At 71.4% G+C, this 13,139-nt stretch carries 13 protein-coding genes; 8 read left to right on the forward strand and 5 right to left on the reverse strand.

The features are described from left to right. Positions 1 to 52: 52 nt before the first annotated feature. Together V8688_RS06675 and V8688_RS06680 are read right to left on the reverse strand one after the other, a co-directional pair. Entirely contained in the window at positions 53 to 1,399 is a 1,347-nt protein-coding gene (locus V8688_RS06675) for an aspartate aminotransferase family protein (RefSeq protein ID WP_218718439.1), read from the reverse strand. Positions 1,400 to 1,418: 19 nt separating this feature from the next. Next, positions 1,419 to 2,909, reverse strand: coding sequence for a CoA-acylating methylmalonate-semialdehyde dehydrogenase (locus V8688_RS06680; protein ID WP_218718438.1), 1,491 nt, complete (start codon positions 2,907 to 2,909; stop codon positions 1,419 to 1,421). A 109-nt stretch (positions 2,910 to 3,018) separates the two neighbouring features. Between V8688_RS06680 and V8688_RS06685 the strand changes: the two genes are divergently transcribed. After that, positions 3,019 to 4,662 carry a PucR family transcriptional regulator gene (locus V8688_RS06685; RefSeq protein WP_342800424.1) on the forward strand — a complete coding sequence of 548 codons (1,644 nt, stop codon included), beginning with the start codon at positions 3,019 to 3,021 and terminating at the stop codon, positions 4,660 to 4,662. Positions 4,663 to 4,729: 67 nt separating this feature from the next. After that, entirely contained in the window at positions 4,730 to 5,353 is a 624-nt protein-coding gene (locus V8688_RS06690) for a metal-dependent phosphohydrolase (protein ID WP_218718436.1), read from the forward strand. A gap of 7 nt (positions 5,354 to 5,360) precedes the next feature. On the opposite strand, the gene V8688_RS06695 is transcribed toward V8688_RS06690, so the two are convergent. Both V8688_RS06695 and V8688_RS06700 read right to left on the reverse strand, forming a co-directional pair. Then, positions 5,361 to 6,233 carry an SGNH/GDSL hydrolase family protein gene (locus tag V8688_RS06695; RefSeq protein ID WP_218718435.1) on the reverse strand — a complete coding sequence of 291 codons (873 nt, stop codon included), beginning with the start codon at positions 6,231 to 6,233 and terminating at the stop codon, positions 5,361 to 5,363. A gap of 90 nt (positions 6,234 to 6,323) precedes the next feature. Beyond that, positions 6,324 to 7,016 carry a type 1 glutamine amidotransferase domain-containing protein gene (locus tag V8688_RS06700; protein ID WP_218718434.1) on the reverse strand — a complete coding sequence of 231 codons (693 nt, stop codon included), beginning with the start codon at positions 7,014 to 7,016 and terminating at the stop codon, positions 6,324 to 6,326. A gap of 110 nt (positions 7,017 to 7,126) precedes the next feature. On the opposite strand from V8688_RS06700, the gene V8688_RS06705 reads away from it, so the two are divergent. The 4 genes from V8688_RS06705 (at position 7,127) to V8688_RS06720 (ending at position 9,596) form a co-directional block, all read left to right on the forward strand. Next, on the forward strand, positions 7,127 to 8,062 hold the full coding sequence (locus V8688_RS06705) for a LysR family transcriptional regulator (RefSeq protein ID WP_305082656.1): 936 nt from the start codon (positions 7,127 to 7,129) through the stop codon (positions 8,060 to 8,062). A 90-nt stretch (positions 8,063 to 8,152) separates the two neighbouring features. Further along, on the forward strand, positions 8,153 to 8,833 hold the full coding sequence (locus tag V8688_RS06710; RefSeq protein ID WP_218718433.1) for an NAD(P)-binding domain-containing protein: 681 nt from the start codon (positions 8,153 to 8,155) through the stop codon (positions 8,831 to 8,833). An 89-nt stretch (positions 8,834 to 8,922) separates the two neighbouring features. After that, a complete protein-coding gene (locus V8688_RS06715) occupies positions 8,923 to 9,204 on the forward strand; it encodes a metalloregulator ArsR/SmtB family transcription factor (RefSeq protein ID WP_308248476.1) in 282 nt (93 codons plus the stop codon). Beyond that, positions 9,204 to 9,596, forward strand: a complete 393-nt coding sequence (locus V8688_RS06720) for a VOC family protein (RefSeq protein ID WP_218718499.1) — start codon at positions 9,204 to 9,206, stop codon at positions 9,594 to 9,596. Before V8688_RS06715 ends, V8688_RS06720 begins: the two co-directional genes overlap by 1 nt. Here V8688_RS06720 and yaaA read toward each other — a convergent pair. Continuing rightward, the gene (yaaA, locus tag V8688_RS06725) at positions 9,586 to 10,332 is read right to left on the reverse strand and encodes a peroxide stress protein YaaA (RefSeq protein WP_316575529.1); all 747 of its coding nucleotides are present in this window, start codon (positions 10,330 to 10,332) and stop codon (positions 9,586 to 9,588) included. The genes V8688_RS06720 and yaaA overlap by 11 nt on opposite strands. A gap of 104 nt (positions 10,333 to 10,436) precedes the next feature. On the opposite strand from yaaA, the gene V8688_RS06730 reads away from it, so the two are divergent. Together V8688_RS06730 and V8688_RS06735 are read left to right on the forward strand one after the other, a co-directional pair. Then, complete coding sequence (locus tag V8688_RS06730; RefSeq protein ID WP_342800425.1) at positions 10,437 to 12,191, forward strand: proline--tRNA ligase; 1,755 nt, start codon at positions 10,437 to 10,439, stop codon at positions 12,189 to 12,191. A 124-nt stretch (positions 12,192 to 12,315) separates the two neighbouring features. Continuing rightward, positions 12,316 to 13,139: DUF6882 domain-containing protein (locus V8688_RS06735; RefSeq protein WP_342800426.1), on the forward strand; the 824-nt coding region annotated here is incomplete at its 3' end.

Raw genomic sequence — 13,139 nt, forward strand, 5'->3', positions numbered from 1 at the left:
GGACAACGCGTCCCGCGGCGGGCGCATTCCGCCCGCCGCGAAACGGCCGGTCCTACGGCGCGTCGACGGTGTGCGCGTCGGCGATGGTGAGCGCCTGGTCGAGAATCGCCAGCCCCTCTTTGACCTCGGACTCGGTGATCACGCACGGCGGCACCACGTGCAGCCGGTTGAAGTTCACGAATGTCAGCAGTCCGCCGCGCCGACAGGCGGCGACGAGTTCGGTCATCGCGGGACTGGTGCCGCCGTAGGGGGCCAGGGGTTCCCTGGTGGCACGGTCGCGCACCAGCTCGAGCGCCCAGAACACCCCGAGCCCGCGTACCTCACCGATGCTCGGATGCCGCTGCGCGAGTTCCCGCAGCCCCGGCCCGATGACCCGCGCGCCGATCTCGGCCGCGTTCTCCACGATCCGCTCCTCGCGCATCGCGGTGATCGTGGCCACCGCCGCCGCGGTCGCCAGCGGATGACCCGAATAGGTGAGCCCGCCCGGGTACGGCCGGTCGGCGAAGGTCGCCGCGATGGCGGCGCTGATCGCGACGCCGCCCAGCGGCACGTAGCCGGAGTTCACGCCTTTGGCGAAGGTGATCAGATCCGGCACGACCTCGAAATTGTCGATGGCGAACCATTTTCCGGTGCGGCCGAAGCCCGCCATCACCTCGTCGGCGATGAACACGATGCCGTGCCGGTCGCACAGCTCCCGCACGCCGCGCATGTACTCGGTGGTCGGCACCATGATGCCCGCGGTGCCCGGCACCGATTCCAGCACGATCGCCGCGATCGTGGCCGGACCCTCCATCGCGATGGTGCGCTCGAGATGCTCGAGGGCGCGCTGGGTCTCCTGTGCTTCGTCGCTCGCGTGGAACTCCGAGCGGTACAGGAACGGGCCGAAGAAGTGCACCACCCCGCTGGTGCCGTGGTCGTTGGGCCAGCGCCGCGGGTCACCGGTGACATTGACCGCCGTCTCGGTGCCGCCGTGATAGGAGCGGTACCGCGCGAGCACTTTCGGCCGTCCGGTGTGCAGGCGCGCCATCCGGATGGCGTGCTCGACCGCGTCGGCGCCGCCGTTGGTGAAGAAGATCTTGTCCAGGTCCCCCGGCGTGAGCTCGCTGATCAGCCGGGCCGCCTCGGACCGGGCGGCATTGGCGAAGGCCGGGCCGACCGTGCACAGTTCGGCCGCCTGCGCGGCGATCGCGGCGACCACCTTCGGATGCTGGTGCCCGATATTGGTGTTCACCATCATCGAGGAGAAGTCGAGCAGCCGGTTGCCCTCGCCGTCCCACACGTAGCAGCCCTCGGCGGCGGTGAGGACGATCGGCGACACCTGGGCCTGCGCCGACCAGGAATGGAAGACGTGGCGGCGATCGAGTTCGTAGGCGCGGGCGGCCTCGTCGGAAAGCGTCATCGACAATGCTCCTGTCCGGTCACTTGTTCTGCGGGAAGCCGAGTTCCAGCCCGCCGTGGCTGGGGTCGAGCCAGCGGGTGGTGATCGCCTTGGTGCGGGTGAAGAAGTGCACGCCGTCGGTGCCGTGCGCGTGCGAGTCGCCGAACAGCGAGTTCTTCCAGCCGCCGAAACTGTAGTAGGCGAGGGGAACCGGGATCGGGACGTTGACCCCGACCATGCCCACCTCCACCTCGTGGTGGAACCGTCGCGCCGCGCCGCCGTCGTTGGTGAACACGGCGGTGCCGTTGCCGTAGCGGTTGGCGTTGATCAACGCCACCGCCTCCTCGTAGGTACCGACCCGCACGACCGAGAGCACCGGTCCGAAGATCTCGTCGGTGTACACGCTCATCGACGGCGTGACCCCGTCGAGAACGGTAGGCCCGAGCCAGAATCCGTCCGGCGCGCCTTCGACGATCAGCGGACGGCCGTCGAGCACCACCCGGGCGCCCGCGTTCTCGCCGGCGTCGATGTACTCCGCGACGCGATCGCGGTGGGCCCGGGTGATCAGCGGACCCATGTCGGCGCCGGAGGTCCCGGCCCCGGTGACGATGGTCGACGCGCGCTCGGCGATCTTGGTGACCAGCTCGTCGGCGACCCCGCCGACCGCGACTACCACGCTGATCGCCATGCACCGCTCACCCGCCGAGCCGAAGCCCGCGTTGACCGCGGCATCGGCGGCCAGGTCCAGATCGGCGTCGGGCAGCACCACCATGTGGTTCTTCGCCCCGCCGAGGGCCTGCACCCGCTTGCCCGCCGCGGTGCCGCGCTGGAAGACGTACTTGGCGATCGGGGTGGAGCCGACGAACGAGACCGCCTTGATGCCGGGGTTGTCGAGTAGTTCGTCCACGGCCACCTTGTCGCCCTGCACGACATTGAACACACCGTCGGGCAGCCCGGCCTCCTGCCACAGCCGCGCCAGCCACAGTGCCGCCGACGGGTCCTTCTCGCTGGGCTTGAGCACCACGGTGTTGCCCGCGCCGATGGCCAGCGGGAAGAACCACATCGGCACCATGGCCGGGAAATTGAACGGCGAGATGATCGCGACCGGGCCCAGTGGCTGGCGCACGGAATGGATGTCGACCTCGGTCGAGGCGTTCTCGGTGAACGAGCCCTTGAGCAGATGCGGGATGCCACAGGCGAATTCGACGACTTCCAGGCCGCGGGTGACCTCGCCGAGCGCGTCGGCGGCCACCTTGCCGTGCTCGGCGGTGATGATCGCCGCCAGCTCCTCCTTGCGCTCGGCGAGCAGCTCGCGGAACCGGAACAGCACCTGGGTGCGGCGGGTCAGCGAGGTATCGCGCCAGGTCGCGAAGGCCACGGTCGCGGCGTCGATCGCCGCGCGGGTGTCGGCCACGTTCGCCAGGGCCACCTCGCCGGTGACCGCGCCCGTCGCCGGATCGGTGACCGGGGCGATCGCCTCGCTGGTGCCGGTGACGGACTTGCCGTCGATCCAGTGGCCGATGGACTGCATGGAGACCTCGTTTCGCCGGGAACGGTGGTGCTTCCACCCTGGTCCATCCCCACCCGCGCGAGGGCCGACGATCTGTACGGAGTCGCGGCATTCGTATTACGATTCGTCGGTGTTGTTGACCGTGGCCGATGTGCTCGCCACGCCGGTGGTCCAGGCAGGTCAGCCCGAGGTGATCTGCGGGGCCCACCTGGACCGGCCGGTGCGCTGGGTGCACGTCAGCGACCTGGCCGAGGTCGCCGACGTGCTGGTCGGCGCGGAATTGATCCTGACCACCGGGCAGGCGCTGGCCGCGCCGGAGCCGGCGCGCGTGGCCTACCTGCGCTCGTTGGCCGCGGCCGGGGTCGCGGGCCTGGTGGTGGAACTGGGCAGCTATGTGAGCGAGCTGGGCCCGGTCGTCGCGGCCACGGCCGCCGACCTCGGGCTGCCGGTGATCGTGCTGCACCGGGTGACCCGCTTCGTCGAGATCACCGAGGCCGTCCATCGCGCGATCGTCGCCGACCAGTACGCCGAGCTCGAGTTCGCCCGGACCGTGCACGAGACCTTCACCGAACTCAGTGTGCGCCGGGCCGCGCTCGCCGAGATCGTGCGCACCGTGGCGACCATGCTCGACGCGTCGGTCGTGCTGGAGGACCTGGCCCACCGGGTACTGGCCGCGACCGCCCGGCACACCACCTCCTCGGCGCTGCTGGAGAACTGGGAGGCGACCTCGCGACTGCTGCCCGGCGGCGAGGGCGTGGTCGACGTCGGCCCGCAGATGCAGCGCTGGGGCAGGCTGATCCTGCGCGCGGACCACGGACCGACACCGCGCGCGCGGATGGTGCTCGAGCGCGCGGCACAGACCCTGACCCTGCACCGGATGATCGACAAGGACCGGTTCGGTCTGCACCGCCGGGCCCAGACCGGCCTGATCGCCGACCTCGTCGAGGGCAGGGTCGGCGACGAGCGCGACGCGCAGGCGCGGGCGGCCGCGCTCGGGCTGCACCGGCATGCCCGCTACGTGCCCCTGTCCATCGAGATCGACGCCGTCGCCGACCCGGATCCGGTGGCGGCGCAACGGCGCAGCGCGGCGGTGGTCGAGGCGGTGACCCACGGGCTCGGCCTCGTCGGCGCCTCGGCGCTCAGTGCCACCGAGCACCGGCCCGGGCCGCGTGGTGCGGGCGCGCGATCACTCGCGATCGACGGGGAACGGGTCGCGATGATCCTGGCCCTCGCCCGGGGCGCTGTCGTCGACGAGCGGCTCGCCACGGTGTGCGCGGCTGTGCTCACCGAGGTGCGCCGGGTCGACGGTGTCCGGCGCGCGGTGATCGGCGTCGGCGCCGACTCCGACTCCCTGCTCGACACCGCGAGCGGACTCGCCGACGCCACGGAGGTCGCCACCGTCGCGGCCTCGATGCGCGCCGCGCCCACCCGGATGTTCTTCCGCAGCGCGGATATTCGGCTGCGCGGCCTGCTCTCGCTGATCCGCGACGACCCCCGGGTGCAGAGTTTCGCCGAGACCGAACTGAGCGCCCTGCTGCGCCACGACATCCGGCACGGCAGCGATCTGACCGCCACCCTGCGCCGCTTTCTCGACCTGGCGGGCAACAAGACCGAGCTCGCCAAGGCGCTCGCCATCAGCAGGCCGACGCTCTACGACCGGCTCGCCCGGATCGAGCGCATCCTCGCCGTCGATCTCGACGACGGCGAGTCCCGGACCTCGCTGCACACCGCGCTACTGGTCCGCGAACTCACCGGCGGCGGCGACCCGCGGTAGGCCATCGTGCCGATCTCACAGGAAATCGGGGTTGTCGGCGAGCGGGAGTCCGCCGACACTGGAGCCCATGACGTTGTCGTCGCTGGATCTTCTCGACCGCTGGACCGCTCTGGCCGGACCGGACTCCGTTCCTCTCGGAGCCGGGATCATCGCCCGCTACAGCGAACCCCATCGCCACTATCACACCGCCGAGCATCTGCGCGCGATGCTGCGCGCGATCGACGAATGGGCCGACAGCGCAGCCGATATCGACGCGGTGCGCTACGCCGCGTTCTTCCACGACGCGATCTACGCCGTCGACCGCGCCGACAACGAGGAACGCAGCGCCGACCTGGCCCGCGATGTCCTCGAATCCCTGGGCGCCGCAAGGCCGTTGGTGGACGAGGTGGTCCGGCTGGTCCTGCTCACCCGCGGTCACGACGCCGAGGCGGGCGACACCAACGGCGCGGTGCTCTGCGATGCCGACCTGGTCGTCCTCGGCGGCGATCCGGCGAGTTACGCCGCCTACGCGACCGCCGTGCGCACCGAGTACGCGCACGTCCCCGACGACCTGTTCCGCGCCGGTCGCGCCGCGGTGCTGCGCTCGATCGCGAATCAGCCTGTGCTGTACCGGACTCCGGCGGCCCGCGCCCGCTACGAGGAGCGGGCGCGCGCGAATCTGGCGGCGGAGCTGGCCCAGCTCACCGAGTGAACTCGGCTCAGCGGTGCAGGGCGCCGCTGGATTCGATGGCGGCGGTGAGCAGTTCGGCCACGCCGCGCTGCCCGGCCAGGGTGGGGTGATAGGGGAGCAGGGTCTGATCGGCCACCAGCGGGTCGAACCAGCGTACGGCCGGATCGGCGCACATGCCGAGGGCGGGCGAGGCGGCGATGGTGTCGACGTAGATCGCGCCGTGCGCGGCGGCCTCGCGGGCCACGACGGTGTTGAGACGGGCGAACTTCGACTGGATGTAGGCGGCGTCGGCGGGCAGCAGGCCGAGCATCGCCGGGCAGCTGGTGTCGGCCAGGTAGGTGGGCCAGCCGTCGACGAAGATCGTGGCGCCGGGCGCGCGGCGGGTGATCTCGGTGAGAGCGGCGGCGTAGGCCGGGGCGATGGCGTCGATGCCGGCGTCCCACGCGGGATCGGCGGCCGCGGCGCACCCGCCCGACGCCGCGCCCGCGTGGCAGTCGCCGAGGATGTACTTCGTCATCTCGGCGTCGTTGGCGCCGATGTGCACGGTGACGATCTTCGTCGCGGGCCCGAGCGCGTCGAGTTGTGGTGCGACGCCGCCGGTCTGGGCGGTGTAGAGGTCGGGGATCTTCGCCGAGCTGCACGTGCGGTCGTCGAGTGTGAGCCGCAGGCGCTCGGCGACCAGCTTGGGCGCGTTGGTCGTTGACCGTACGCAGCGCAGGGGCGCGCCGAGGTCGAGGTTCGCGGCGCCGGTGGTCGCGGCCCCGGAATCACCGAGCGCGACATAGGTCGCGCCGTCCGGGGTCGAGGGCTCGGCCTGGGCGGGGGCCGACGGCAGTGCGGCGAGACAGACGACCGCGGCGAGCACGCGCAGACAGTTCTTCAGCGAACGACGGGGATCCACAGCGCGAAGAGTAGGAGCATGTGGGCCACGCCACAAGTGCGGCCCGACACGAACGCCCGGCGGGCCGGTGGCGGTCCGCCGGGCGGTGGGTCAGAGGGCGTCGAGCATCCGTGCCGCGAGCGGCGCCGACGACGCCGGGTTCTGGCCGGTGTAGAGCGTGCGGTCGACCTCGATGTGCGGGGCCCACGGCGCACCCTCGCGATAGTCGACGCCGAGCGCGACGAGACGGTCCTCGAGCAGCCACTTCGCCTTGTCGGCCAGGCCTGCCTGGGTCTCCTCGGCATTGCTGAACGCGGCGACTCGATACCCGGCGAAGGGTGACTTGCCGTCGGCGTCGGCGGTCGCGAGCAGGGCGGCGGGCGCGTGGCAGACCACACCGAGCGGCTTGCCCGAGGCCAGCGCGTCGACCAGGAGCGCACCCGAGACGGGATCGACCGCGAGATCCTCCATCGGGCCGTGCCCGCCGGGATAGAACACGGCGTCGTAGTCGGCGAGATCGACCTCGGCGAGCGGGATCGGCTGCCGCAGGGCCTGCGCCCCGGCCAGGATCTCGGCGATCTCCCGCGCGCGCTCGGCCCCGCCGTTGGCCTCGGGTGCCAGACTGCCCTGGTCGACCGGCGGGGTCACCCCGCCCGGCGTCGCGACGGTGACGGTATGGCCCGCGCCGGTGAACGCCGCGTACGGCGCGGCGAATTCCTCGGCCCAGTACCCGGTGGGGTGCTTCGTGCCGTCCGCCAGGGTCCAGTGATCGGCGCCGGTGAGGACGAACAGGATGTGTGCCATCGGATTCCTTCTCCATTCAACGGGTTTCGGGGCGATCGGCCGGCAGCGTCGTCGGGTCGCACTCTCGACGCTAGGTACTCGGGCATTTCCTGACCAATAGGATGGCCTATATGAGACATAGGCCAGCCGATGGCTCGATGGATCTGGTGCAGTTGCGGACCTTCCTGGCGGTCTATCGGACCGGATCGCTCACCGCGGGCGCCGCCCAGGTGGGGCTGTCCCAGCCCACGGTGACCACGCAGGTCCAGGCGCTGGAACGGTACCTGGGCACGCCGCTGTTCGAGCGGCTGCCGCGCGGGGTGGCGCCGACGGCCGCCGGTCACGAGCTGGCGGCACGGGTGAGCGCCCCGCTGGACGCGCTCGCGTCGGTCGTGGGTGGCCCCGTCGCCGACACACCGGCGCCGCCCGAGCCGCCGGTGCTGCTGGGCGGGCCCGCCGAGATGTTGGCCGCGCAGGTGCTGCCCGCCCTCGCGCCGCTGCTCGCCGAGGGAGTGCGGCTGACGGTCCGGGCCGGCCTGACCGACGATCTGCTGGCCGAACTGCGATCGGGGACACTCGATCTGGTGATCTCGACGGCGCGCCCGCGCGGTCGGACCGTGCTCGCCGAGCCGCTCGTCGACGAGGAATTCCTGCTCGTCGCGGCGCCGGTGGTGGCGGCCCGGGTCGACACCGCGCGCCTGCGGCGCACCGGACCGGGCGCGCTCGACGGCCTCCCGCTGCTCAGTTACGCGGCCGACCTGCCGATCCTGCGCCGCTACTGGCGGCACGTGTTCGAGACCCGGCTGGAGGCGACCCCGGCCCTGATCGTCCCCGATCTGCGGGCGGTGCTGGCCGCGGTGCTCGCCGGGGCGGGAATCAGCGTACTGCCGCGCTATCTGTGTACGGACGAGCTCGCCGACGGCACCCTGGTGCCCCTGCTCGATCCGGCGGACCCGCCGATCAACACCGCGTTCCTGGCCCGCCGGGTCGGTGGGGCGCCCCGCCCGCACGTCGAGCGGGTCCGGGCCCGGCTGCTCGCCGCCGCGGTCGCGTGGCGCGCGGAGTGAGCCGGTATTCCCGCCCGGATCGAGCCGTGGGGGATCTCTCGCTGCCGCGCCGGGGGAACAGTCGCACCGGATCGGTGGTTGACCGAGCACATGACGACACTCGGATTGATCGGTAGCGGCAATATCGGATCGACGGTGGCACGCCTGGCGGTGGCGGCCGGAATCGACGTGGTGCTCAGCAACTCTCGCGGACCCGAGACGCTGGCCGACCTCGTCGCCGAACTCGGCCCGCGGGCCAGGGCGGCGACGCCCGCGGAGGCGGCGGCCGCCGGTGACCTCGTCGTGGTGACCGTGCCGCTGAAGGCCTATCAGCAGGTACCGGTCGCGCCGCTGGCGGGCAAGGTCGTGCTCGACACCAACAACTACTACCCCGAGCGCGACGGCGCGATCGCCGAACTCGACGCCGACACCGTCACCACCAGCGAACTGCTGCAGCGGCACCTGCCCGAGTCCCAGGTGGTCAAGGCGTTCAACAACATCTACTTCGAGCACCTGGCCACGCTCGCTCGTCCCGCGGGCGCGGCCGACCGCTCCGCGCTGCCGGTCTTCGGCGACGATCCGGCCGCGAAGATCGCCGCGGCCCACCTGATCGACGCGCTCGGCTACGACGTGGTCGACGGCGGCACGCTCGCCGAGAGCCGCCGTTCCCAGCGCGACACCCCGGTCTATGTCCATCCCTACGCCGTCCCGGGCGATTCCTGGCCGCCCGCGGCCGCCACCACCGGCGACATCGCGGCGATCCGGGCCGCCTTGGCGGCCGCCACGGTGTGAGACGAGAGCCTCCCACCTGCGCCGATGCTTGACATGCAAGCTACCGCTTGCCTATTGTTCGAGGGGAGACGACGGGAGGAGCGCACGCTGTGACCGATATCTTCACCGCCCTGGCGGATTCGACACGGCGCGCGCTGCTCGACGAACTGGCCGAGCGGGACGGGCAGACGCTGTTCGAATTGTGCGCCAAGCTCGCCACCCGCCACGGGATCAGTTCGTCGCGGCAGGCGATCACCCAGCACCTGGGCATGCTCGAGGCCGCGGGGCTGGTGACCACCCGTCGGCAAGGCCGCTACAAGTTCCATCACGCCGATTTCACGCCGCTGCGCGCGGTCTCGGAGCGATGGCCGATTCCCCAGGAGGACACATGATCCGCATCGGTGTGACCAGCATCTTCGTCGACGACCAGGACAAGGCCGAGAAGTTCTACACCGACGTGCTCGGCTTCCAGGTCAAGGACCGGGTGCCGATCGGTGAGTACGACTGGCTGACCCTGGTCTCGCCCGCCGACGTCGACGGCATCCAGTTGCTGCTCGAGCCCGACCAGAACCCGATCGCCCAGAACTACAAGAGCGCGCTCACCGCCGACGGCATCCCCTGCATGATCTTCACCGTCGACGACCTCGACGCCGAATACCGCCGCCTGCTCGACCGCGGCGTGCTGTTCACCCAGCCACCCCAGCCGATGGGCGCGGTCACCACCGCCGTCTTCGACGACACCTGCGGCAACCTCATCCAGCTGATGGAACCCGCTACCGCGTGATGATGAGAAGTTCGGTGGGGGAGGCGATCTCGGCGCGCAGGCCGGCCTTGGTCGCCACCTTCGCCACCGCGCGGATGTCGGTCGGCTCCGCGCGGGTCAGGACCAGGGCGCGGGCCAGCAGGCCCTTGTGATGCTTGTTGAAGTGGCTGACCACGGTGCGGGAGCCGTCGGGGTGCTCGGTGAGCACGTTGGCGGTGATCGCGTCGGGGACCCGGCCCAGCTGCTGGTAGGTGCCCGAGCGCAGATCGATGACGAGTTCGCCGCCCGCCTCGGCGAACAGGGCGTCCGGCAGGACATCGCGCCACACCGCCGACAAGGTCGGCAGGCCGGGCAGTTTGGTGCCGCCGGAGAGACGGTAGGCCGGAATCGGGTCGGCCGCGCGGACCGCGCCGAACAGCGCGGAGCCGATGCCGAGGCGCGCATAGGCCTTCGCGCGCTGCGCCTTGGTGAACGACGCCGCGTCCAGCGCGTCGTAGAGCACGCCGGTGTAGCGCTCGAGCGCGGGCCGGGTCGCCGAGGTGCGCAGGCTCGCGTTGCGGGCGATCTCGGCGTCGGCGGACTTGCCGAGGCCGAGCACCGCGGTGGCGGCGGCCGGGTCGGCCGCGAGCTGCACCACCTCGGTGATCAGCTTGTCGCGCACCGCCGTGAGCTGCGGCATCGCCAGATCGGCCAGGTCGAGGGGCGCGCCCGACCCACCGTCGGACTTGGTTTCGGAGGGAGGCAGCAGCACCAGCACGATCGCCTACGGTACCGGCGCCCGCGCCCGGCTCGGCCGGTGGTGGCCCCGCAACCGCGATCGGCTTGCACGGCGTCCCGGACCAGGGACTACCCTGTGCATCCGTGATCACCCGCCTCTCCCGCCTGTTCCTGCGCACCCTGCGAGACGATCCCGCCGACGCCGAGGTGCCCAGCCACAAACTGCTCGTCCGCGCCGGCTATGTCCGCCGGATCGCCCCCGGCGTGTACTCGTGGCTGCCGCTGGGTCTGCGCACGCTGCGCCGCATCGAGGACGTGGTGCGCCAGGAGATGGACGCCACCGGCGCCCAGGAGATCTCCCTGCCCGCGCTGCTGCCGCGCGAGCCCTACGAGACCACCAACCGGTGGACCGAATACGGTGACGCGCTGTTCCGCCTGCAGGACCGCAAGGGCGGCGACTACCTGCTCGGCCCCACCCACGAGGAACTGTTCGCGCTCACCGTCAAGGGTGAGTACAACTCCTACAAGGATCTGCCGGTCACGCTGTACCAGATCCAGGACAAGTACCGCGACGAGGAACGTCCCCGCGCCGGCATCCTGCGCGGTCGGGAGTTCACCATGAAGGACTCCTACTCCTTCGATCTCGACGACGCGGGCCTGGCCACCAGCTACGCCACCCACCGCGCGGCCTACCAGCGCATCTTCGAGCGGCTCGGCGTCGAGTACGTCATCGTGGCCGCCACCTCCGGCGCGATGGGCGGCAGCGCCTCCGAGGAGTTCCTCGCCGCGAGCCCCGTCGGTGAGGACACCTACGTGCGCTGCGTCGAGTCCGGCTACGCGGCCAACGTGGAAGCCGTGGTCACGCCCGCGCCCGCGCCCGCGCCGCTGCCGCTCGAGGGACAGCCCGCCGCCGTCGAATACGACACCCCGAACACCCCCACCATCGCGACGCTGGTCGACTGGGCCAACGAGGCGAAGGTGCTCGACCGCACCGTCACCGCCGCCGACACGCTCAAGAACGTCATGGTCAAGCTGCGCCACCCGGACGGCAAGACCGAGATCCTCGGCATCGGTGTCCCCGGTGACCGCGAGGTCGACGACAAGCGCCTCGAAGCCTCCGTCGAGCCGGCCGAGGTGGAGTTGCTCACCGAGGCCGACTTCGCCGCGAACCCCTTCCTGGTGAAGGGCTACATCGGCCCGAAGGCGCTGCAGGCCAACGGTGTTCGTTACCTCGTCGACCCGCGCGTCGTCGAGGGCACCGCCTGGATCACCGGCGCCGACACGCAGGGCAAGCACGTCGTCGGGCTGGTCGTCGGTCGTGACTTCACCCCTGACGGCACCATCGAGGCCGCCGAGGTCCGCGACGGCGATCCCTCGCCCGACGGCGCCGGTCCGCTGGTGTCGGCCCGCGGCATCGAGATCGGCCACATCTTCCAGCTCGGCCGCAAGTACACCGATGCCTTCGACGTCGACGTGCTGGGCGAGAACGGCAAGCCGGTCCGCCTGACCATGGGCTCCTACGGCATCGGTGTGTCCCGCCTGGTCGCGGTGATCGCCGAGCAGCAGCACGACGACAAGGGGCTGCGCTGGCCCGCCGAGGTCGCGCCGTTCGACGTGCACGTGGTGATCGCCAACAAGGACGCCGCCGCCCGCGAGGGCGCCGAGCAGGTCGTGGCCGGGCTGGACAAGCAGGGCCTCGAGGTCCTCTTCGACGACCGCACCGCCTCGCCCGGCGTCAAGTTCAAGGACGCCGAACTGCTCGGCATGCCCTGGATCCTGGTGATCGGCCGTGGCTGGGCCGACGGCAAGGTCGAACTGCGCAACCGGTTCACCGGCGAGGCCGAGGAGATCGCGGCCGAGGACGCCGTCGCCGCGGTCACCGCGAAGATCCGCGGCTGAGTTCGCCGGACCCCGGTCGCGTGCGCGGCACGCGACCAGGTCGGCGAAAGCCGCTGCGCCACAAGAATTGACCGGTCACCGCTCGACATGAGGGGACAGGCCCGGGACTGATAGTTTCGAGCGCGTGGACACGTTCAGCGATTCGCTGTTGCGGCTGGCGCGGGATTATCTCGGCGGGGCGATCGAGCAGTATTCGGTATTTCAGGAGCAGATCAGGCCGGGGCCGACCCGGGTGGACCATCGGTCCGGTCGGGTCTGGATCGGCGAGCGGGAGTTCGCCGGGTCCGGCGAGATCGGGACCTACGCCGAGGACCTGACCTTCATGTGGGCGTGGGCCAAGCCCACCCTCGAGGGCTTGCCGGGCGTCGCGGCGTCGACGCGGGTGCGCGAGCTCGGACTACGGCACGGGATTCCCGAATTCGCCGAGGGAGTCGTCGATCTCTCCGGTTTCCCTGATCCGATGCTGGCCGCCGACCATCTGTCGATCATCGCGCTGGGAGCGCTCGGCGCTCGCGGGATGACCAAGTTCAACCACGGCGGGCGCGCGTACGCCTACCTGATCGTCGACGACGAGCAGGTGCCGTCCGCGACACCGGACCCGGGGCGGGTGGCCGAGCTGGTGGGCGCCGCCGCCCGGATGCTGCCGGGCACCGGCGCGCGAGCGGTCGTGGCCGGTTACGCCCATCGCCATCGCCTGCCCGTGCGCGACACCGCCGACGGCGTGGAGGTGCAGCTGCCCGACGGGCCACGGCTGATCGCCCGTATCGGCGACGGTGACCGGCTCCTCGGCGCCGAGGTCCTCGGCGCGAGTGCGAGCGCCCCGGCCGGTGCCGGGCCACGGCCCGAACGGATTCCGCCCTTCTTCCCGGACAGCCTGCTGGTCGCGCTGGCACCGGCCGCGGCGATCACCGTCGGCGGCCATGGTTCGCTGCGGGGGGGGGGGGGGCG

Origin of the sequence: Nocardia sp. No.11 (genome assembly GCF_038752175.1) — a bacterium.
In the GTDB taxonomy this organism is placed as follows: Bacteria; Actinomycetota; Actinomycetes; order Mycobacteriales; family Mycobacteriaceae; genus Nocardia; species Nocardia canadensis.